The organism is Nonomuraea sp. NPDC051941, from assembly GCF_044593615.1.
Map to the genome: position 1 here is coordinate 1 of NZ_JBIUCF010000061.1, position 20,819 is coordinate 20,819.

At 69.1% G+C, this 20,819-nt stretch carries 17 protein-coding genes, 6 tRNA genes and 1 riboswitch; of the genes, 15 read left to right on the forward strand and 8 right to left on the reverse strand.

The genetic code is table 11. The features are described 5' to 3' along the window. Positions 1–268: 268 nt before the first annotated feature. Both ACIHFD_RS58140 and ACIHFD_RS58145 read left to right on the forward strand, forming a co-directional pair. Positions 269–1,069, forward strand: a complete 801-nt coding sequence (locus ACIHFD_RS58140; protein WP_397374252.1) for a class I SAM-dependent methyltransferase — start codon at positions 269–271, stop codon at positions 1,067–1,069. A 1-nt stretch (position 1,070) separates the two neighbouring features. Next, positions 1,071–1,874, forward strand: a complete 804-nt coding sequence (locus tag ACIHFD_RS58145) for a class I SAM-dependent methyltransferase (RefSeq protein WP_397374253.1) — start codon at positions 1,071–1,073, stop codon at positions 1,872–1,874. Positions 1,875–2,021: 147 nt separating this feature from the next. Here the strand turns inward: ACIHFD_RS58145 and ACIHFD_RS58150 are convergent, their stop codons facing one another. Further along, positions 2,022–2,804, reverse strand: coding sequence for a DUF899 domain-containing protein (locus ACIHFD_RS58150; protein ID WP_397374254.1), 783 nt, complete (start codon positions 2,802–2,804; stop codon positions 2,022–2,024). 319 nt (positions 2,805–3,123) lie between these two features. Here ACIHFD_RS58150 and ACIHFD_RS58155 point away from each other — a divergent pair, with 319 nt between their 5' ends. Together ACIHFD_RS58155 and ACIHFD_RS58160 are read left to right on the forward strand one after the other, a co-directional pair. Beyond that, positions 3,124–3,612 (forward strand): SigE family RNA polymerase sigma factor, encoded by a 489-nt coding sequence (locus tag ACIHFD_RS58155; protein ID WP_397374255.1) that lies wholly within the window; start codon positions 3,124–3,126, stop codon positions 3,610–3,612. Beyond that, on the forward strand, positions 3,609–4,337 hold the full coding sequence (locus ACIHFD_RS58160; RefSeq protein ID WP_397374256.1) for a hypothetical protein: 729 nt from the start codon (positions 3,609–3,611) through the stop codon (positions 4,335–4,337). Before ACIHFD_RS58155 ends, ACIHFD_RS58160 begins: the two co-directional genes overlap by 4 nt. 201 nt (positions 4,338–4,538) lie before the next feature. On the opposite strand, the gene ACIHFD_RS58165 is transcribed toward ACIHFD_RS58160, so the two are convergent. The 6 genes from ACIHFD_RS58165 to ACIHFD_RS58190 all read right to left on the reverse strand — a co-directional run bounded on the left by ACIHFD_RS58165 (position 4,539) and on the right by ACIHFD_RS58190 (position 7,852). Next, positions 4,539–4,613, reverse strand: a tRNA-Val gene (locus ACIHFD_RS58165). 20 nt (positions 4,614–4,633) lie between these two features. Next, positions 4,634–4,705 (reverse strand) — tRNA-Gly (locus ACIHFD_RS58170). 49 nt (positions 4,706–4,754) lie between these two features. Then, positions 4,755–4,825, reverse strand: a tRNA-Cys gene (locus ACIHFD_RS58175). Positions 4,826–4,841: 16 nt separating this feature from the next. Beyond that, positions 4,842–4,913: transfer RNA gene (locus ACIHFD_RS58180), tRNA-Gly, on the reverse strand. Positions 4,914–5,004: 91 nt separating this feature from the next. Continuing rightward, on the reverse strand, positions 5,005–7,179 hold the full coding sequence (locus ACIHFD_RS58185) for an N-acetylmuramoyl-L-alanine amidase (protein ID WP_397374257.1): 2,175 nt from the start codon (positions 7,177–7,179) through the stop codon (positions 5,005–5,007). Positions 7,180–7,243: 64 nt separating this feature from the next. Beyond that, positions 7,244–7,852, reverse strand: coding sequence for a TetR/AcrR family transcriptional regulator (locus ACIHFD_RS58190; RefSeq protein ID WP_350722060.1), 609 nt, complete (start codon positions 7,850–7,852; stop codon positions 7,244–7,246). A 58-nt stretch (positions 7,853–7,910) separates the two neighbouring features. On the opposite strand from ACIHFD_RS58190, the gene ACIHFD_RS58195 reads away from it, so the two are divergent. The 11 genes from ACIHFD_RS58195 to ACIHFD_RS58245 all read left to right on the forward strand — a co-directional run bounded on the left by ACIHFD_RS58195 (position 7,911) and on the right by ACIHFD_RS58245 (position 18,542). Continuing rightward, the gene (locus ACIHFD_RS58195) at positions 7,911–8,744 is read left to right on the forward strand and encodes an ATP-binding cassette domain-containing protein (protein ID WP_397374258.1); all 834 of its coding nucleotides are present in this window, start codon (positions 7,911–7,913) and stop codon (positions 8,742–8,744) included. Further along, positions 8,734–9,480 carry an ABC transporter permease gene (locus ACIHFD_RS58200; protein WP_397374259.1) on the forward strand — a complete coding sequence of 249 codons (747 nt, stop codon included), beginning with the start codon at positions 8,734–8,736 and terminating at the stop codon, positions 9,478–9,480. Before ACIHFD_RS58195 ends, ACIHFD_RS58200 begins: the two co-directional genes overlap by 11 nt. An 80-nt stretch (positions 9,481–9,560) precedes the next feature. Beyond that, complete coding sequence (locus ACIHFD_RS58205) at positions 9,561–9,836, forward strand: hypothetical protein (RefSeq protein ID WP_394491059.1); 276 nt, start codon at positions 9,561–9,563, stop codon at positions 9,834–9,836. A 13-nt stretch (positions 9,837–9,849) separates the two neighbouring features. Then, complete coding sequence (gene glmS / locus ACIHFD_RS58210) at positions 9,850–11,670, forward strand: glutamine--fructose-6-phosphate transaminase (isomerizing) (protein ID WP_350722052.1); 1,821 nt, start codon at positions 9,850–9,852, stop codon at positions 11,668–11,670. A 58-nt stretch (positions 11,671–11,728) separates the two neighbouring features. Further along, a complete protein-coding gene (locus ACIHFD_RS58215) occupies positions 11,729–12,499 on the forward strand; it encodes an SAM-dependent methyltransferase (RefSeq protein WP_397374260.1) in 771 nt (256 codons plus the stop codon). A 76-nt stretch (positions 12,500–12,575) separates the two neighbouring features. Beyond that, positions 12,576–13,523 (forward strand): tripartite tricarboxylate transporter substrate-binding protein, encoded by a 948-nt coding sequence (locus ACIHFD_RS58220; RefSeq protein ID WP_397374261.1) that lies wholly within the window; start codon positions 12,576–12,578, stop codon positions 13,521–13,523. A gap of 4 nt (positions 13,524–13,527) precedes the next feature. After that, a riboswitch (cobalamin riboswitch) is annotated at positions 13,528–13,723 on the forward strand. A 124-nt stretch (positions 13,724–13,847) separates the two neighbouring features. Next, on the forward strand, positions 13,848–16,028 hold the full coding sequence (locus tag ACIHFD_RS58225; protein ID WP_397374262.1) for a ribonucleoside-diphosphate reductase subunit alpha: 2,181 nt from the start codon (positions 13,848–13,850) through the stop codon (positions 16,026–16,028). A gap of 10 nt (positions 16,029–16,038) precedes the next feature. Next, positions 16,039–17,034, forward strand: coding sequence for a ribonucleotide-diphosphate reductase subunit beta (locus ACIHFD_RS58230; protein ID WP_355195115.1), 996 nt, complete (start codon positions 16,039–16,041; stop codon positions 17,032–17,034). Between the two features lie 56 nt (positions 17,035–17,090). Next, the gene (locus tag ACIHFD_RS58235) at positions 17,091–18,107 is read left to right on the forward strand and encodes a mechanosensitive ion channel family protein (RefSeq protein ID WP_397374263.1); all 1,017 of its coding nucleotides are present in this window, start codon (positions 17,091–17,093) and stop codon (positions 18,105–18,107) included. A gap of 169 nt (positions 18,108–18,276) precedes the next feature. Beyond that, a tRNA-Pro gene (locus ACIHFD_RS58240) sits at positions 18,277–18,352 on the forward strand. Between the two features lie 116 nt (positions 18,353–18,468). Further along, positions 18,469–18,542, forward strand: a tRNA-Leu gene (locus ACIHFD_RS58245). A gap of 489 nt (positions 18,543–19,031) precedes the next feature. Here ACIHFD_RS58245 and ACIHFD_RS58250 read toward each other — a convergent pair. Continuing rightward, the gene (locus ACIHFD_RS58250) at positions 19,032–20,357 is read right to left on the reverse strand and encodes a hypothetical protein (protein WP_397374264.1); all 1,326 of its coding nucleotides are present in this window, start codon (positions 20,355–20,357) and stop codon (positions 19,032–19,034) included. Positions 20,358–20,819: the final 462 nt, after the last annotated feature.

Here is a 20,819-nt window from a genome sequence, read left to right on the forward strand (position 1 = left end):
GATCTCGAAGTCGCCGGGATCGGGCAGGCCCTCCGGGCGTGCGGCAAGCCGGATCTCCAGTCCGGTGCGGGAGAATGTCGTGCTTTTCGAAGGTGTGTCCATGCCGACGACGGTAGGGGTTGACCCATACGTGAAGGTCAACCCGTCCGCCCGGTGACGGCCCGAAGACCTACCAGAAAGGTGGACTGAAGGAGCAGGACGGCGGACAAGCAAGGCCCGGCCGAAAATGGTTCGTCCCGGCCGTTGGACGACAGATAGGCTGCCTGCCGTGCAGGACGAGGTCTACCACTACAACGTGGATCGCTGGGAAGCCCTTGTGGAGGCGGACGCGTTGTTCACCCGTCCTATGCTCGACCTGGACGCGGAGAAGGCCCAGGTCTATCTGGGCCTGGAGAGGCTGGGCGTCGACGGCGACCTGGCGGGCCGGAAGGTGCTCTGCCTGGCGGGAGGAGGCGGGCAGCAGTCTGCGGCTTTCGCTCTGCTCGGAGCCGACGTGACGGTTCTCGACATCTCGTCCGGGCAGTTGGAGCGGGACCGCTTGGCCGCCGAGCATTACGGCGTCGGCATCCGTACGATCCAGGGGGACATGCGAGACCTGTCGGCCCTCGACGAATCCTCGTTCGATCTGGTCTGGCATCCGTACTCGCTGACCTTCGTCCCGGACTCCCGGATCGTTTTCCGCGAGGTCGCGAGAGTCGTCGCCGAAGGCGGCTGTTACTACCTGATGTGCGCGAACCCATTCTTCTCCGGGCTCACTCACCACTCGTGGAACGGGGAGGGCTACACGCTGAAGCACTCCTACACGGACGAGGCCGCGACCAGTTATCCCGACCAGGCCTGGGTCTACGACCGCGAGCAGGCCGGTCGGCACATCCGCGAACCCAGGGAGTACAGGCAGACGCTGAGCCGGATAGTCAACAGCCTGATCCGGGAAGGCTTCACGCTGACGTTCCTTTCTGAGGTCAGCGGTAACTACCCCGAAGCGGAACCGGGCAGCTGGGCGCACTTCACGGGGGTGGCCCCGCCGTGGCTGGAATTCGTCTGGCAGTACCGCCCGGCGTCCTCGTGAGGTGACGACGTCCGGGGGCACGGGTGACCGCGGCCGTAGCGCCTATGACAGCGAACGGCTGGCGGCAAGCTATGCCTTCGACCGGCCTCCGGTGCATCAGCAGATTCTCAAGTCGGCTCGCCTGAAGCGCCCGGTCGGGCGAGCACTGGACATCGGATGCGGCGCCGGCGTGTCCACTGCCGCGCTCGCACCATTGGCCGAGTATGTGATCGGCTTGGAGCCGGTCCCGGCGATGCTTGTGCACCGACGATCCGTCGCGCCGTCCGCTCGATTCGTCATCGGCGCAGCGGAGGGACTGCCGTTCGCCCCAGCGTCGTTCGACCTGGTCGCCGCCGCTGGTTCGCTGAACTACACCGACCTTTCGTCGGCCCTTGCCGAGGTGGCCCGCGTACTGACTCCAGAAGGAACCTTTCTTCTGTACGACTTCTCGCAAGGCCGGTATTCGCGGACAGGCGACGCATTGGCGACGTGGTTCAAGTCGTTCCAGCAGCGGTTTCCATCAGTATCCGGATGGCGGCCGCTGGTCGTACAGGAGTTGCGTCTGGCGGGGACGGGGTTGCGCCTGCTCGATTACGCCGACATTGAGATCCCGATACAGATGTCACTCGACGACTACCTCCGTTATGTGTTGGGAGAGGTCAACGTCGACAGTGCCATCGCACGCGGGGACGACAGCGCCGAGCAGGCGCGCGACTGGTGTCACCGCACGCTTGTGGAGGTGTTCCGGAGCGGGGAGATGACCGTGGTTTTCCGAGGTTATCTGGCCACGCTGGCCCCGGCGGGCAACGGCTGCTCCCACGTATGACTTACCGCGAACAGGTGAAACTCCTGCGCCGCCGCAGGAGTCCTTCACCTTCCGGGCGACCCCCACCGACCGAGCGCGCGGGCTGGGCCTCGCATCGTCCGGAGGTTCCGCCCGGCACCTGACGCCGACGCCGGCGACGAAGGCCTGTCAGTGGTGGTGGTCGTGCCGGCCGAGGGTCTGTACGGGGGTCGCGCCGGGGCGGGTCCACTGTGGCACGGGGCGGCTGGTCGGGCCCCAGACGGCGTTCCCGTCCGCGTCCGAGCGCCAGCTCCAGGACGGGCTGCGCCCCTCGGGCCGGCCCTCGGGGTTGTCCTCCCACGCCTCGCCGCGGCCGTAGGGCGTCATGTCGAGCAGGCCCAAGGACCCGCTGACCCGCTCGTTGCCACGGCCCGTCGTGGAGTAGGTGAGGAACACGCGGTCGCCGTCGCGCAGGAAGCAGGTGAGGTACCCCATGCTGCCGCCGACCGGCTCCTCCACACCGCGCACCGAGTACCAGGGCTGGGTGTAGCCCATGAACTCGACGTATGAGGCCACCTCGTCCCATCGGCCCGTGGTCAGGATGGCGAACGAGACGCCGCGGGCGTTGAGGTAGACGGCGTCCTTCAGGTGCCAGGCCGTGGTGGTGCAGCCCTCGCACTGCCCCTGGTGCGGCGCGCCGTCATACCACATGTGCTTGTAGACCACGAGCTCGTCGCGGCCCTGGAACAGGTCCAGGAACGGGACCGGGCCGTCAGGTCCGACGACCTCGACCGTCCCGTCGAACTCCACCATCGGCAGCCGGCGGCGAGCCGCCGCGATGGCGTCGCCCTCGCGGGTGTGGGCCTTCTCGCGGACCAGAAGCTCGTCCCGGGCGGCCTGCCAGGTGGCCAGGTCGACGATGGGTGGGCGGCCGGGCAGCGCGCTGGTCGGGTCACTCGGCGTGGTCGTCATGGGGTCCTCCGTGGTGTCTCGTGCCGGGCAGCGTCGTAAGACGCCCAACGACGGTCACCGGAACAGACCCGCGACGAGGCCAGAACTCATCGCGGCGAGGGCGCCCTCAGCCGAACCTGGCGCCGAGCACGTCGGGCTGACAAGCTCGGTGCCCGGGGAGCGGCGGTGAGTTTCGCCGGTATGCCTCGCCATCGCCACGTGGCAATCACCGTCACGGCCCCTGGCATGTCGCCACCGTACGGCGATGGCGCAGGCACGGTGAGAAATCCCTGGGGCGGCTGTCATCCGGTTCGGGCTCCCCGGCGAGTAGTGATCGGTGATGGAAGGATTCGCTGAGTATGTGGCAGCCCGGTCGGGGCGGCTGCGCCGTACCGCCTATGCGCTCACGGGTGACTGGGGCACGGCCGAGGACCTGGTGCAGACGACGCTGGCCAGGGCCTGGCAGGTGTGGCGGCGCATCGAGGGCGATCCCGACCCGTACGTCTATCGCATCTTGACCAACACGCACGCCTCCTGGTGGCGCAGACGATGGCGCGGCGAAGTGCCCACGGAGTCGCTTCCCGACACGACCGCCCGCGGCGACTTCGCCGGCGAGCTCGGCGAGAAGGACGCGCTCTGGACGGCGATCAGGGGGTTGTCGGACCGTCAGCGCGCGGTCATCGTCCTGCACTACTTCGAGGACCTGACCCTGCCGCAGTGCGCCGACGTGCTCGGCTGCTCGCTGGGCACGGTCAAGACGCAGCTGGGGCGGGCGCTGGCGCGGCTGCGGGTGCAACCGGCGATCGAGCTGATGGAGGTGGAGCAATGAACCATACCGAAGACGACCTGCGCGAGCTGTTCGCCGAGCGCACGGCGTACGGACCCGGAGGGGACGTGGACGTGGCCGAGATCGTACGGAGGGGCAGGCGCGGCAGGCTTGCCCGACGGGGCGCGGGCGCGGCACTGGCGGGGGCCGCCGCGACCGTGGTGATCTGGACGCTGCCCGGGACGGCGACGACCCCTGCCGCTCCGGTCACCTCGTCGAGCGTGGATTCCGCGGCATCGTCGCGCGTGCCCGATCTGCCGGCCAGTATCGATGGCCTGACCAGGATCGGGGCTGTGCTCACCTCGATGTCCGCGACCGGAATGGACATCAAGGTCAAGCCGACCAGAAATGCCACCACCGTGGTCGTCACCTGCGCGGACCCGCAGTCGTGGGTGGTCACGGCCGTCGAGGGCAGCCGCGCGGGGCAGGTCAGCCGGTGCCGGGGCGGCATGGCTCGGCACGCCTACGACGGGGGTTCGCTCCCGTCCACATGGTCGGCCGGGCGCCAGTCCATCCGCGTGTGGGTCTTCCCTCCCACCGAACTCATCGGACAGGCGTCACTGGACGGCTGCGCCGTGGTCGACAAGCGGAAGGGAACCTGCGACGGCAGGTACGTGGCTCAGGAACTGGTCAGGTACGACGTCGCCCTGGAATTGGCCGCCGACCTGGGCGCCAAGCCCGGAACGTGGTCCGCGGGAGTCTATGACGGGAGCGCATCTTCAGGGTGAGGGGCAGCAGACGGCTGAGCCGGGCCGGCGCGGACGTGGCCCAGGCTCGGCCCAATGACCGACCACCAACCGCCCCGGGCAGACGGCCTCCAACAGCGCGATTTGATCAACTCGCAGGATCGAAGTCAGCGCGGCACCATGCTCAAGCCCGAGCAGGAGAAAACCCCCGGCGCTGGTCGCGACCCGGGGGTTTTCTCATTGTGGTGGACGATACTGGGATTGAACCAGTGACCTCTTCCGTGTCAGGGAAGCGCTCTCCCGCTGAGCTAATCGTCCATATTGAGTTAGAAACTCAGAGCGGAAGACGGGATTCGAACCCGCGACCCTCACCTTGGCAAGGTGATGCTCTACCACTGAGCCACTTCCGCGTGGTGCTGCCTTTACTTTAGCGGATCCCGAGGGGTCCGCCGGTCGCCGAGGTGGAGACGGGATTTGAACCCGTGTAGACGGCTTTGCAGGCCGCTGCCTCGCCTCTCGGCCACTCCACCCTGGAGTCTTGCTCCGAGCGGAAGACGGGATTCGAACCCGCGACCCTCACCTTGGCAAGGTGATGCTCTACCACTGAGCCACTTCCGCGTTAACCCCGGGCGACGTGCGCCGGGCTACGGGAAAACCATATCGTCTTCCTGGAGTGCCCGTGCGCACTGAGTGGCCCGCGGGGCGAAATTCAGCGGATCAGGCGCACGTCCTTGGCCATGACGAACATCACCCGGTGACCGAGCTGGATCTGGTAGTAGCGGGTCTGTCCGGTCGTGGTGACGTGTTTGGCCGGGCTGAAGGCGCCCGCGGCGTAGTAGGAGCCGGTGATCGTGTCGCCCACCGTGTACGTCTGGCCGGGGCCGATCTTGTACTGGAGCGGGGCCAGCGGCTGGTACGACGCCAGCTTGTAGGCGGACTGCTCGGGGAACGCGCGGCCGTACACCCTGGTCCTCGGCCTGAGAGGAGTCACCAGCGGGCCCCTGGCGGGGACGGCGGTGGGGTCGGAGGGCGGGTTGTGGAACCAGGCCTTCTGGCCGAGGTACCAGATGGCCGTCCAGTCGTCCTGCCGGTCCGCCACCGCGAAGCGCTGGCCGGTGGAGGCACGGGCGCTGTGGTCGTACACGCTGTACGTGCTGGGCTTGCCCGGATGTTTGCCCTGGTCGTTGACCAGGGGGGACGACTCGCGCGGCTCCTGGTGCAGCCAGACCGTGGCGGCGCCGTGCTCCGGGCACGCCTTGTCCGGCTTGACGGCGACGCAGCCGGTGAAGCGGGGCCGATTGGTGTCGTACGAGGGCCGGATCATGATGGAGTTACCGCTCTGCACCCCCTTGAGCGGCTTGCCCAGCAGGTCGAAGTAGTGGGACCAGTCCCAGTACGGTCCGGGATCCTCGTGCATGCCCGCGACCATCTTCGGGGTGGTGCCTGGGACGTTGTCGTGGCCGAGGATGTGGGCCCGGTTGAGCGGGATGCGGTACTTGCCGGCCAGGTATCTGACCAGTTTGGCCGACGAACGGTACATCGCCTCCGTGTACCAGGTGCCCTTGGCCAGGTAGCCCTCGTGCTCGATCCCTATCGAACGGGTGTTGACGTCCCAGTTGCCCGCGTGCCAGGCGATGTCGTTGGTCGCCACGTGCTGGGCGACATGTCCGTCACGGGAGCGGATCGTGTAGTGCCAGCTCACGTACCTCGGGTTGCGGATCAAGGACGGGATGCCCTGGTAGGAGCCCTCCGTGTCGTGAATGACGATGTAGTCGACGGAACGGGACCGGCTCAGGCGGTCGTGGTTGCCGTAGTCCCGGTTCTTCTTCCTGCCGAAGCGCTCGTAGGCGGCGGGTATCCATTCGCAGGAGAGCGAGCTGGGGCACTCCACCTGCCCGCCGCTTCCGGTCTTCTCCACATTTCCGGGCTCTGTCCAGTTCCCGTCCGGGTCGGTCTGATCGTCCGTCCCGGCTTCCTCCCCGAAGAAGGTGTCGTACTGGTCGTCGTACGGGGGCGGTGGGTCGTTGCCGGTCTGCTCGTTGACCACGGGCGGCGCGGCGGCTGAGTCCTTGGCGGTTGCGGGGTCCTTGGCGGTGGCGGCGACGGGGTGGGGGAGGTTGGGCACGGGTACGAGGCGTACCAGGTGGCCGTCGTCGGTACGCCGCCGCGCCCCCTCCCGCATCACCGAGAACACCTCGTCGGCGAACTCACGTGCCGCGGCCGCGTCCTCCGCGCCCGAGTAGCGGGCGACGGCCGCGTACCAGTCGGCCGGGTTGCCGCTCGGGCGGTCCTGGTACGAGGCCAGGAGAGCGGCGCCGCCCCTGATGTTGGCGGCCGGATCGGTGCGCAGCCGGGCGAGGTCCGCGCCGATGAGGCGCCCGGCCTCGGGCAGAGTGGCGGGCGGCAGCGCCGCGCTCGGCGCCGAGGCGGGAGGGGCTTCGGCGAACGTACGGGGCAGCGGGCGGGCGTCATCCCCCCGGGCGTCGCCCAGCGCGTCACCGATCGGCCACGCGTGCCCACCCCCGGTCGATGGGGCGGCGGCGCTCAAGGGGCTGAGCGTGTCGGCGGGGAACGCGTCCACCAGGTGCATCGGCCCGTAGCCGCCCGCCGTGCTCGGCGACCCGCCGTTCGCGTCCCAGCGGGACTCCAGGTACGAGACGCCGAGCAGCACGCTCTCGGGCACCCCGAACTCCCGGGCGGCCGCGGCGAACTCGGCCTGCCGCCCGGAAGGGTTCGCGGGAGGGAGGGCGCCGGTCCGGCGTCCGGGCGTGCCCCAAGAGAAGAGGCCGGGCGGGTGACCTGGGGCAGAGGAGCCGGATGCGGGCATGTCCGCGGGCGCGGTGAACGTGCCGGCGGTCAGGGCGGCGGCGAGCCAGAGGCGCATGACATCTCCCCCAGGAAGGTCACGATACGACTACTCACCGTAACCTTTCCCAGAAAGGGATGGGTCAGACGGGTCGGATGATACGCATGAGATCCGCCAGATCGGCTGCGAACTCGGCATCCCAGTCATCGGGCGTCAGATGCCCGGCCAATCGGCGGTGGGCGGGCGCGTCGGCACCGCGGCTGAGCCTGATCTCCCGGGAGGCATCGGAGAAGCGCCCGCTCACCTCGGAGAGCGCGAACCCCATCACGAACGTGCTCACCAGCCGCTCGATCCGGGGGACGTCGGCCTCCGGCACGCCCGCGTCGAGCAGCGCCTGGTAGAGCTGGTCGACCACCTGGACCCCGTCGGGCGTCGCCGAGGTGCGCAGCAGCAGGAGCGGGAAGACCGACGGGTGCTCGCGGGCCAGTCGCCGGGTGGCCCAGGCGACCGCGCCCAGGCGCTCCTGCCAGGTCTGCCCGGGATCGCCGGGCGCGAGCCGGTCGAGCAGGCGGCCGACGAGGCCGTCGAGCAGCTCATCCTTGTTCCGGAAATATCCGTACAAGGCCATGGGTGTTACCCCGACCCGCTCGGCGACGGCCCGCATGGACAGGGCTTCGAGGCCGCGCTCGTCGGCGATGGCGAGGGCCGCGTCGAGGATTTCCGGCTGCCGGGAGGTCTTGAGCTTCCGCACCGCGTCAGTCTACAGTGTAGAGCAGTCTACATCGTAGACTAGGAAGGGGCATGGGCTGATGGCGCGCACGAGCGGGCTGGTGGAGGCGGCCGGGCTGGTCAAGCGGTACGGCGACGTCGCCGCGCTGGACGGCTTCGACCTGCGGGTGGAGCCGGGCGAGATCGTCGGGCTGGTCGGCCACAACGGCGCGGGCAAGACGACGTTCTTCGAGATCGCCGCGGGATTGGCACGCCCGGACGCCGGGCGTGTCGCGGTGCGGGGCGAGGTGGGGATGGCGCCCCAGCAGCTCGCCCTCTACCCCGGCGTCACCGTACGGGAGACGTTGCGGCTGTTCGGCGGGCTGGCCGGGCTGCGGCGGCGCGCCCTGGCCGGGGCCGTCGAAGCCGTGGCGGAGGAGCTGGCGCTGACCGGGGTGCTCGACCGGCGGGTGAGCGTGCTCTCCGGCGGCCAGCAGCGCCGCGCGCAGGCGGCCACCGCCCTCCTGCCGGACCCGGACGTGCTCCTGCTCGACGAGCCCACGGCGGGCGCCGACCCCGAGACCCGCGGCGCCCTCCTGGCGGCGGTGCGCCGCAGGGCGGACGGCGGCGCGGCGGTCGTCTACTGCACGCACTACCTCCCCGAGCTCACCGAGCTGAAGGCCACGATCGCCGTCGCGCGGAGCGGGCGGGTGATCGCCAGGGGCACGGGCGCCGAGCTGCTCAAAGGGCTGCCGGGCGAGGTCCGCGTCACCCTGGACGACGACGAGATCACGGTCGCGACCACCGACCCCACCGCCACCCTGGCCGACCTGCTGCGCGACCTCGACCGCCCGGTGCGCGGCATCGACATCCGCCAGCCGTCGCTCGACGACCTCTACAAGGATCTTCGCAAGGAGCCCGCGGATGCCGCGTGAGACGTTGCACCGCATCGCCGTCCTGACCGCGCACAACGTGCTCCTGCGCCGGCGCGACCCGGCTCACCTGGTCAGCTACCTGGTCATGCCCATGGTCCTGATGCTCGTCTTCAAGTCGATGCTGCGCGAGCCCGCCCAGGTCGTGACGGGACTGCTGGTCATGTTCTCGGTGCTGTCGATGGCCGACGTGGCCACGGCCAGCCTCGCCGAACGCACCTGGCACACCTGGGACCGCCTCAAGGCCACCAGGGCCCGCGTCCCGGAGATCATGATCGGCAAGGCCCTGCCGGTGTTCGCCGTGCTGGTCCTCCAGCAGGTCGTGCTGCTCGCGTACGGGATGATCGCGGTAGGGCTGCGGCCGGCCGGGACGGCGTGGCCGCCGGCCCTGGGCCTGGCCGTGGCGGCGTGGTGCTTCGCGCTGCTCGGCGTCGGCACGGCCCTGGCCGGGGTGGTGCGCAGCCAGGGGGAGCTGAGCACGCTCTGCAACATCGCTGCGCTGTCGGTCAGCGCGCTGGGCGGTGCGCTGGTGCCGTACGCGATGATGCCCGCCTGGGCGCAGGCCATCGCGCCGATCTCGCCCGGATATTGGGCGACCACCATGCTCAAGGCCGCCGTCAGGGGTGACGTCGCGGGCACGGTCCGTCCCGCGGCCGTCCTCGTCGGGCTCGGTCTCGTCGCCGGAGCCTTCGCCTGGTGGCGCTTCGGCAAGGGGTGGGGTCGCGGCAGCCTGCTCTAGACAGGCGTTCGAGTTAATTCCTGCCCGATTTCGGGCAGGATGTTGAAGTGTCTCGTTCCAGATGCGTAGTGTCCTCGTCTGTGTCCCCGGCACGACATCCCTACGAAGACCTCATCGTCCACCTCACCGAGACGAGCCCGCTGGGCCCGGGTGAGGCGGCGAAGGTGATCGCCGACGTGCTGTCGTACTTCTCCGAGTCCGTCGAGGAGTACGTCCGCCGCCGGCACGCCGAGCTGAAAACGGTCGGCCACACCAACGACGAGATCTTCCCCAGGATCGCCGCCGAATTACGCGGTCGGCGGGTCGCGGCACCGGAGCTGTCCCTGCGGCAGCTGCGCAGGATCGTCTACGGATGAAGAGGAGACCTCGATGTGCGGAATCGTGGCCTATGTCGGCCCACGGGACGCGGCGCCCATCCTGCTGGAGGGCCTGCAGCGTCTGGAGTACCGGGGGTACGACTCGGCCGGGGTCGTGGTGTCCAACCGGGGGCTCAAGCTACGCAAGGTCAAGGGCCGCGTGGCGGACCTGGCCAAGGTCGTGCCGGCCAGGTTCAAGGGCACCCTGGGCATCGGGCACACCCGCTGGGCCACGCACGGCGTGCCGAGTGACGAGAACGCCCATCCCCACCTTTCCTCCGACGAGCGCATCGCGGTCGTGCACAACGGCATCATCGAGAACGCCGGCGAGCTGCGCGCGAAGCTGGAGGCCGACGGCGTGGTGTTCGCCTCCGAGACGGACACCGAGGTGCTCGCGCACCTGATCGCGCGCGCCGCCGACGAGAACGACTCCCTGGAGGAGGCGGTCAGGAAGACGCTCAAGAGCATCGTCGGCACGTACGGCATCGCGGTCATCGACCGCGAACGCCCCGGCGAGGTGGTCGTGGCGCGCAACGGCAGCCCGATCGTGCTGGGCATCGGCGAGAAGGAGATGTTCGCCGCGTCCGACGTGGCCGCGCTCGTCCGCTACACGCGCCAGGTCGTGCACCTGGAGGACGGCGAGCTGGCCGTGCTCAAGGCCGACGGCTTCCACACCTTCGCCAGCGACGCCCGCGAGACCGCCAAGGAGCCGCTGACCGTCGACTGGGACGCCGGCCACTACGACACCGGCGGCTACGAGCACTACCTGCTCAAGGAGATCTCCGAGCAGCCCGAGACGATCACCCGTACGATGAGCGGCCGGCTCGACGAGCGCTTCCACGTGGCCCACCTGGGCGGGCTCAACATGGACGCCCGCGAGACGCGGGGCTTCCGCCGGGTGAAGATCATCGGCTGCGGGTCCGCGTACTACTCGGGGCAGATCGGGGCGCAGCTCATCGAGGAGCTGGCCCGCATCCCGTCCGACGCCGAGCCCGCCAGCGAGTTCCGCTACCGCAACCCGGTCGTCGACCCCGACACGCTCTACGTCGCCATCAGCCAGTCGGGCGAGACGTACGACACGCTCGCCGCCGTGCAGGAGCTCAAGCGCAAGGGCGGCCGCGTCATCGGCATCGTCAACGCGGTCGGCAGCGCCATCGCCCGCGAGGTGGACGGCGGCATCTACCTGCACGCGGGTCCCGAGGTCTCGGTGGCCTCGACCAAGGCGTTCACCTCGACGTCGCTGGCGTTCGCGCTGCTCGCGCTGCACCTGGGCCGGGTGCGCGACCTGTCGCCCGCCGACGGGCGGCGCATCGTCGACGGCCTGCGCAGGCTGCCGGGGCAGATCGAGGAGATCCTCACCCAGAGCGACAAGATCGCCGAGCTGGCGCAGAAGTACGCCAAGCACCCGAGCATGATGTTCGTGGGCCGCGTGCGCGGCTACCCGGTGGCCAGGGAAGGCGCGCAGAAGCTCAAGGAGATCTCGTACGTGCACGCCGAGGCGTACCCGGCCAGCGAGCTCAAGCACGGGCCGCTCGCGCTGATCGGCCCCGACATGCCGACGGTCGCCATCGTCCCCGACGACGAGCTGCTCGACAAGAACCTCACCACGCTGGGCGAGATCCGCGCGCGCGGCGGGCAGGTGCTCATGGTCGGTCACCGCGAGCCCGACGTCAAGCTGGCCGACGACGTGATCGTGATCCCCAAGAACGAGATCGAGCTGGACCCGATCCTGCTCACGATCCCGCTTCAGCTGCTCGCGTACTATGCCGCGGTGGCGCTCGGCCGGGATGTGGACAAGCCTCGCAATCTCGCCAAGAGCGTCACGGTTGAATAAACAGGCTAATTTGGCCTCAAACCTCGTTATCTTGCTGCGGACGACATAAATTCGATACGTGCGGCAGTTCGACGCTGAGAGGCCCAATCTCGCACGCATGTACGATTACATGCTCGGCGGGAAGGACAACTTCGCGGTCGACCGCCAGGCCATCGAGCAGCTCGCCGAGCTGATCCCGGAGGCGGTCCCGCTGGCCCGCGCAAACCGGGCCTTCCTGCAGCGTGCCGTGCGCTACGTGGCCGCCGCCGGGGTGCGGCAGTTCCTCGACCTCGGCAGCGGGCTGCCGACCCAGGGCAGCGCGCACGAGGTGGCACCCGAGGCCCGGGTCGTCTACGTCGATCGCGATCCGGTCGTCGCAGCACACGCCACGGCCCTGCTCGGACACTCGGGCAGGGCCGCGCTCGTCGAGGCGGACCTCCTGGATCCCGACGCGGTGCTGGCGGGGGCGGGCGGGTTCCTGGACCTGCGCCGGCCGGTCGGGGTGCTGCTCGTGTCGATCCTGCACTTCCTGCCGGATTCGGCGCGGCCGCAGCAGGCCCTGGCGGCCCTGCGCGAGCGGCTGGCGCCGGGCAGCTACCTGGTGATCACCCACGCCACCTCGATGGGCCGCCTGGAGGACGGGCAGCGCTACCGGGGCGCCTCCTCGGACGATCCGAGCGGCGGCACCGACCGCACGCCCGCCGAGATCCGCGCCTTCTTCGGCGACTTCCCGCTGGAGCCGCCGGGCCTCGTGCAGGCCGTCGACTGGCGTCCCGACCGGCCCAAGCTGGTGGGGGACTGGTCGCTGCCGTCGTCCCTGATGGCCGGGGTCGGCAAAAAGCCACTATGAGAGATATGTGTATCTCTGCGTATTGTGTCGATAACTTAGAGTGAGCGATGACTCGCGATGCTCGGGGGAGAGGCACATGCGCCGTCGGCGGTTCTTCGCATGGGGGCTGGGCCTGGCCGCGTGCGCGGCCGGCTGCGGGACGGAGCGCTTCGCCGGGAGCGCGGCGGGCTTGCGCGCCCGATACTCGATCAGCCCTCAGGGGCGCCGCTGGGAGCGCGTCGGGCAGGCGTTCGCCGGCGCGGCCCGGGCGGCCGGATACGAGGCCGGCGCGGGCATCAGGATCATGGTGAGCGGGCTGCCCGCGCTGGCCGCCGCCGAGCTGAACAACGGCCAGACCCTCCTCGACACCGCGACCCCCCTGTCCAGGCTCACCGGCGAGGTCGAGGTCGTGGTCGTGCCCGTCCAGTCGCCGTTCGGGGACTTCGAGGCGTTCGGCGCCCACCTGCTCGCCACTCCGGGCCAGACGCAGCTGGCGGGCGGGCCCCAGGGGGAGCCCGACCACCTGCTGTTCGGCCTGATCGCCAGAGGGCTCGGCGCCGACACCCGCCAGCTCGACTACACCGGCTACCCCAGCAGCCAGGAGGCCGTCACCGCGCTGCTGTCCGGCAAGGCCGCGGCGGCCGCGGGCCCGCTGGCCGACTGGCGCGCGAGCATCAAGGCCGGCCAGGTCAAGGCGCTCGCGGTGTCCTCGGCCAGGCAGGTGCCCGGCCTCGACGCGCCGACGCTGCTGGAGTCCGGCGTACGGGTCGACTTCGTGGACTGGGCGGCGGCCTTCGGGCCCGAGCGCATGACGGACGAGAGCCGCGAATCGGCCATCCGCATGTGCGAGGACGTGACCGGCACGGCCGACTGGGAGGCGGCCTGCCGGTCCGCGGGCTGGATCTCGATCCCGCTCAGCGGCGCCGACTTCAAGCAGTGGCTGGGCTCCGAGGTCGAGCGCACCCGCGCCGTCCTGCGGGATCTCGGTCTGCTCGGCACCACCAAGGCCACAACATGCTGGGGTAGTTGCGGGAACGGCCACTAGATGTAGGATCCTGCTCGTCGCTGGTTCGCCTCTCCGGAGGCGGAGCAAAAGGGAACCCGGTGTGATTCCGGGGCTGCCCCGCAGCGGTGAGCGGGAACGACCGCCGTCAGGTGCACTGGAGTGATCTGGGAAGCGACGGCCAGTAGGAGCGATGCGCGCGCCCGCGAGCCCGAAGACCTGCCAGCGGCGTGCCCGGGCCGCCCGCCCGGCACGAAGTGACCATGGCCTCGCGGGAGGGCCGGGGAGCGAAACGGCCGGGGGATGATCCGTGCCGCCGTGCTCTCGCGCGCCCTCACGGGGGACGAGCTCGCGAGGAGAGAGCACGTGACGCAGATCATCGAGGTCGATCGCCGCCTGGCCATCGAGGAGGCCGCCGCCCGGGTCATCACCGACCCGGCCAACTCCCGGGTCGCCGCCCGGCTCCTGGCCGAGGAGATCGCCGACGAGGCCGCCGCGCACGGGGTGCGGACGTTCTCCGAGTCCATCGCCGCCACCCACGCGGCCGGGCTGATCCAGGACGGGCTGGCGGAGTTCGTCGCCGCGCACGCCGCCGAGCTGGACGCGCTGGTCTCCGTGGAGGCGGACGACCGGTTCGAGTATTTCGGGTTGCGCACCGTCTATGACCGTTACCTGCTGCGCCACCCCGAGACGCGGGCGGTGCTGGAGCGCCCGCAGCACTTCTTCCTCCGCGTGGCCTGCGGGCTGTCGGAGTCGGTGGCGGAGGCCGCCGAGCTCTACGCGCTCATGTCCACGCTGTCGTACCTGCCCAGCTCGCCCACGCTGTTCAACTCGGGCGCGCGCCGCCCGCAGCTGTCGTCGTGCTTCCTGCTCGACTCGCCGCGCGACGAGCTGGAGGCGATCTACGACCGGTACGGGCAGGTGGCGCGGCTGTCGAAGTACGCCGGAGGCATCGGCATCGCCTGGACCCGGGTGCGCTCGCGCGGCTCCCTGATCCGGGGCACCAACGGCCACTCCAACGGCATCGTCCCGTGGCTGCGCACGCTCGACTCGTCCGTCGCGGCCGTCAACCAGGGCGGGCGGCGCAAGGGCGCGGCCTGCGTCTACCTGGAGACCTGGCACGCCGACATCGAGGAGTTCCTGGAGCTGCGCGACAACACCGGCGAGGACGCCCGCCGCACCCACAACCTGAACCTGGCGAACTGGGTGCCCGACGAGTTCATGCGCCGGGTGGAGGCGGACGAGGTCTGGTCGCTGTTCGACCCGAAGGAGGTGCCCGACCTCACCGACCTGTACGGTGACGCGTTCACGCGGGCGTACCGCGCGTACGAGGCCGCCGGGCGACATGTCCGGCAGATCCCGGCCAGGACCCTGTACGGCCGGATGATGCGCACGCTCGCCCAGACCGGGAACGGCTGGATGACCTTCAAGGACGCCGCCAACCGCACCTCCAACCAGACCGGCCGCCCCGGGAACGTCATCCACCTGTCGAACCTGTGCACCGAGATCCTGGAGGTCACCAGCGACGCCGAGACCGCGGTCTGCAACCTCGGCTCGATCAACCTGGCCGCCCACCTCCTGACCGGTGACCTGGCCGGTGACCTGGACTGGGACCGGCTGCGCGGCACCGTGCGAACGGCCGTGCGCTTCCTGGACCGGACCATCGACCTGGGCTTCTACCCGACGCCCGAGGCCGAGGCGGCGAACAAGCGCTGGCGGCCCATCGGGCTCGGCGTCATGGGCCTGGCCGACGTGTTCTTCACGCTGCGGCTGCCGTTCGACTCGCCCGAGGCGCTGGAGCTGTCCACCAGGATCGCCGAGGAGATCGCGCTGGCCGCGTACGACACCTCGGCCGACCTGGCGGCCGAGCGCGGCCGCCACCCGTCGTACGCGGAGACGCGGGCGGCCGGGGGAGTGCTCCACCCTGACCACTACGTCACGAGCACGCGGCGCTGGGACGCCGTGCGGGAGAAGGTCGCCCGCACCGGCCTGCGCAACTCGCTCATGATCGCCATCGCGCCCACCGCCACGATCGCCTCCATCGCCGGCTGCTACGAGTGCATCGAGCCGCAGGTGTCCAACGTGTTCAAGCGCGAGACGCTGTCGGGCGAGTTCCTGCAGGTCAACCGGTATCTGGTGGCCGATCTGCAGGCGCGCGGGCTGTGGACGCAGCAGCTGCGGGACGACATCAAGCGGGCCGACGGCTCGGTCCAGACGGTCCCCGGCATCCCCGACGACCTCAAGGTGCTCTACCGCACCGCCTGGGAGCTGCCGCAGAAGGCGCTGATCGACCTGGCCGCCGCGCGCCAGCCGTACATCGACCAGTCCCAGTCCCTGAACCTCTTCATGGCCAGCCCGACCATCGGCAAGCTCTCGTCGATGTACGCCTACGCCTGGAAGCGGGGCCTGAAGACCACGTACTACCTGCGCTCCCGGCCCGCCACCCGCATCGCCCAGACCACCGTCCAGGCGGCCCCCGCAGAGGCCGCCGCAGAGGCGATCGCCTGCTCCCTGGAGAACCCCGAGACCTGCGAAGCCTGCCAGTAAGGAGACTGTTGTGCTGCTCGACCCAGGCATGGACCTCACGCTGCGGCCCATGCGCTACCCGGACTTCTACGAGCGCTACCGCGCGGCCATCCGCAACACGTGGACCGTCGAGGAGGTGGACCTTCACACCGACCTCGCCGACCTGGCCAGGATGACGCCGCAGGAGCGGCACCTGATCAACCGGCTGGTCGCGTTCTTCGCCACCGGCGACTCCATCGTGGCCAACAACCTCGTGCTCAACCTCTACCAGCACGTCAACGCCCCTGAGGCGCGCCTTTATCTCAGCAGGCAGCTGTTCGAGGAGGCCGTGCACGTCCAGTTCTATCTGACGCTGCTGGACACGTACCTGCCGGATCCCGCCGAAAGGGTGAAGGCCTTCGCCGCGATCGACCACATCCCCTCGATCCGCGACAAGGCGGAATTCTGCTTCAAGTGGATCGACTCGATCAACGAGCTGCAGCGCCTGGAGACGCGGGACGACCGCCGGCGCTTCCTGCTCAACCTCATCTGCTTCGCCGCCTGCATCGAGGGCCTGTTCTTCTACGGGGCCTTCGCGTACGTCTACTGGTTCCGCTCCCGGGGCCTGCTCGGCGGCCTGGCCACCGGGACGAACTGGGTCTTCCGCGACGAGTCCATGCACATGGAGTTCGCCTTCAGCGTGGTGGAGACCGTGCGGGCCGAGGAGCCCGACCTTTTCGACGATGACCTGGGGAAACAGGTTACCCTCATGGTGGAGGAGGCCGTGGCCGCCGAGCTGGCCTTCGCCGAGGACCTCTGCGGGGACGGCATGCCCGGCATGGGGGTCGCACAGATGCGCCAATACCTGGAATACGTCGCCGACCAGCGGCTGGCCAGACTGGGCCTGCCCACGAGGTACGGCTCGGCCAACCCCTTCGCGTTCATGGAGCTGCAGGACGTGCAGGAGCTGGCCAACTTCTTCGAACGGCGTGTCTCTGCGTATCAAGTGGCAGTTGAGGGCAATGTGACCTTTGACGAGACTTTCTAGACATTGGGGGCATAGGCGTGCAGTCTCCAGCAGGCTGGCCGATTCTCGTAATCTCGGTGATCGGCTCGATCCTCCTGGTTGAGCTGGTCCGGAGGGTGCTGAACAGGGCCGGACGCAAATGGGCGTTCCCCCGGCACCTGGTGGAGCACTGCACGTGGTCCGCCTTCACCGTGGCGGTCGTGGCGGCCTTCAACCTGGCATTCGCGCCGGACATGTTCGGAACGAGCGCGGACGCGAAGGCCGTCGCGGCGACCGTCAACCGGGTGCTCGGCCTGGCCACCATCGCCGCCGTCACCTGGCTGATCGTGCAGGCCACGTACGCGCTGACGGACGTGGTGCTCGACCGGCTGGTGCTGGTCGAAGGGGAGCGCAACCGCCGGGCGCGGCGGATCATGACGCAGATCGGGCTGGTCCGCCGCATCGCCGCCGCGGTCATCATCGTGATCGCGATCGGCGCGATGCTCTTCTCGTTCCCGCAGGTCCGCGCGCTTGGCGCGGGCATCCTGGCCTCGGCGGGCATCGCCGGCGCCATCGTCGGCATCGCCGCCCAGCCCACCATCGGCAACGCCCTCGCCGGCCTCCAGCTGGCCTTCAGCGACGCGCTCCGGCTCGACGACGTGGTCGTCGTGGAGAACGAATGGGGCAGGATCGAGGAGCTGACGCTCACCTACGTCGTCGTGCGCCTGTGGGACGAGCGCCGCCTGGTCCTGCCGGTGTCGTACTTCACCCAGAACCCGTTCGAGAACTGGACCCGGCACGGCAGCCGCGTCCTCGCCGTCGTGTTCCTGCGCGTGGACTGGTCGGTGCCGGTCCCCAAACTCCGGGAGGCGCTGTACGAGTTCCTGCAGGGCAACCCGCTGTGGGACCAGAAGGACTGGACGCTCCAGGTCACCGACGTGCTGCCGAACGGCCTGGTGGAACTGCGCGCCCTGATGAGCGCCGCGGACTCGCCGTCCTCGTGGGACCTCAAGTGCGACGTACGCGAGTTCCTGGTCAACCACGTCAGGGACAACTACCCCGAGTCCCTGCCCCACTTCCGCGTGGACACCCCGGAATCGCGCGCGCAGAAATAAATGTGTGGCACCGCCGCCGATCATTCCTTTACCGTGGACATTGTCCAGCCGCACGAAAGAAAGGCAGCGAAGTGAGCTACCCCCGACTGTGGCAAGGGCTTTCCGGATAACCGAGCCGATTATCGGAAAGCCGTCTCGGAGTGCACCGGGGCGGCTTATTTGTTGACGACCGAGTGTGGGGCAGTTTGGTCAGCCCGCCTGCCTTGGGAGCAGGAGCACCGCAGGTTCGAATCCTGCCACTCGGACAGCGGCCCTGAAAGAAGAGGGTCGCGGGCCACGGCCTGACCGGCGGGATTGGCGCCCCCCGGCCGGACCCGGCCCCCGCCCCGGGCCGGCCCACGCCAGCCAAGCCCGGGGCCCAGCCGCTCTGGCCCAACTGGCAGAGGCGCCGTCTTCAGGAGGCGGAGGTTCAGGGTTCGAATCCCTGGAGCGGCACAGGTGACCTTTCGTGTCGTCTGCCGGGCGGGCAGAACACCCGTCCGGGATTTCCCTGATATCAATCCCACGGTCGAGGACATTGCCGAGCGCCTGCGCCGCCACGTCGATGACAGGCACCTGCTCGACGGGCAGCATGTCGCGACGTCGCCCATCGCGCCTCTGATGTCGGTGTGCCAGGAGGAGAGCGGTCTGATGCCGCCGATGGGCGTGCCCGCCTACAGTGCGGAGTTGAGGGTGGCCGAGTTGCCGAGGCCGCTGCCATTGAGGCTCTGGGTCGTCCCGCCGGAGCGGTCGCGGCCACGGATACCTTGCGGAAGATGGAATGTAGCCGCAGCAGGTGTAAGCGGTGGTGGCGCGCTTCGGGCGCCGCGCACCACCACCGTTCCCCTGCACAGATGACTCATAGGAAACAAATCACATGATCAATCGACCGAACTGATCATCGAGATGCGCGCGGGCAACTCCTGGAAGGCGGCGGAGGATCGGCTATTTGATCCACACCTGGTAGTCGCGAGCCGAGTCGAAGCGCAGCGTCGGAGTGAATGTCGACTTGCCGCCGACCTTGCCGTAATGCACGCCGTAGGCAGTGCCGCCATAGAACCACGGCCCTCCGGAGTCGCCTGGCTCGCTGACGTTCCGGTCCATCTGCACCATTCCCTCTACGTCGCCGACGTTGACGACGCTGTTGGCGACGCTGGCGCAGCTCCCGCCGCTCGTCTTTCCGAAATGACAGATCCGTGTGCCCCGTCGTGGGCGGCCACCTCGTTCGGTTGCATACCGGGTCTTGTTCCAGTTGTGGTAGAACGTGCGAGTCGGGGTCTTGCCACCGGTCGTGTAGTAGGCCAGGTCTCCGTATCGGCCTTCGTGTTTCCAAACTCGTTTGATGGTGGTGCTGCCGCCTGCTTGGCTGTGATTGCTGTACACCTGGTTCGCGCCACCGCTCCCGCGTGCGCAGTGGCCGGCGGTGCCTTGGCGCTTGGTGTTACTGGATTTGTACTTCAGGTTGAAACCGGCGGTGCACCCCGAATACAACCCGCCACCGCGAATGTATTTGTCCTCAGGGGCGGTCACCTCGTCCATGAGCGATACCGCCAGGCCGACACCCGGGATCTGTGGCCGCGGAGGGGTGACCTGCTCGATGGCGGAAGCGTCTCTCGCGATCGATGGCTGCAGCTGCACCCCGACGCCGATGGTCGCGGTTTCGATGTCGTACCAGGTGGCCACGCCGGCAACCTCGGGCTTGGCCGCTACCTGATCGCGCGCCGTCAGGCTCGCCTGTTCCAGGTCGGCCTCCGTGAATCCGCGTCCGCCCTGCAGTTTCACTTCCACCGGCAGTTTTCTGGCCAGCGCGACGGCCCCCTCGGGGACTTCGCCTTTGAACGCGAACCATGCGCTCTTGCCATCCTGGCTGCGGGCCGCACCAGAGAACTCGGTCCCGTAGCTCGCCTCGATCTCGTCCGCGACGTCGTTGAACGCACCCTGCCAGCCGTGGGCTGCGACGGCCTCCTCGAAGCTGATCCCGTCCTGCGTGGCGATGAGCCGCAGGTCTTCCAGCTCACCCGCCGTCAAGTCGTCGACATTCACCTCCGGCGTATCCGCGGGCCCGTCGGGTTCGAGTTCGCTGGTAAGGCTCATGCGGGCACCAGAGAGATATTCGTCTAAGGCAGCCTCCAGGGGCACACCGCGCTGCGTCGCGTCGGCCTTGATCGCGTCCAGTGTGGGACGCGCGATCTGCGTCTGCTCATCGGCGGTGAGGACGATCACCTCGGACTCGGGCTCGGGCTGCGCCGCCGCAGGAGCAGCGACCAGCAATCCCCCTATCAGGGCAGTAGGTGCCACGAAGATCAGGCCGCGGCGCCGGAGAGCACGAAACTTTCGGGACGTCTGACTCGCGCGAGACGCCCCTTCTGGAGGGGGATTCATGAGAGAACGATCATGGATGTTTGAGGGATAAGTCAATAGATGTGATATCTGATGCAACGCCTAATACATCTCGTATCTCTTCGAGCACCTACAGTGCGTCGCGGGGCACTGCCGCACAGTTCTGGCGAACCTCGCTCGCGAATCCAAAGGGCGTGCCCCACTTTGGTGCGGAGCTTGAACCGAGCATCTATGTCCGTGTTCGGCCGCCGCCCTGGCGTGCGAGTCGCGGTTTTTCGGCGTCGTCTTTGGTTGTGCGCCAGATCGCGTGCCGGAAGCGCCGAGGGTGACCAGCGCAGGGCCGAGGTCGGCGACGATGCCCCGCACCGTCCAGTGGCCCGGCACCGGCCAGCC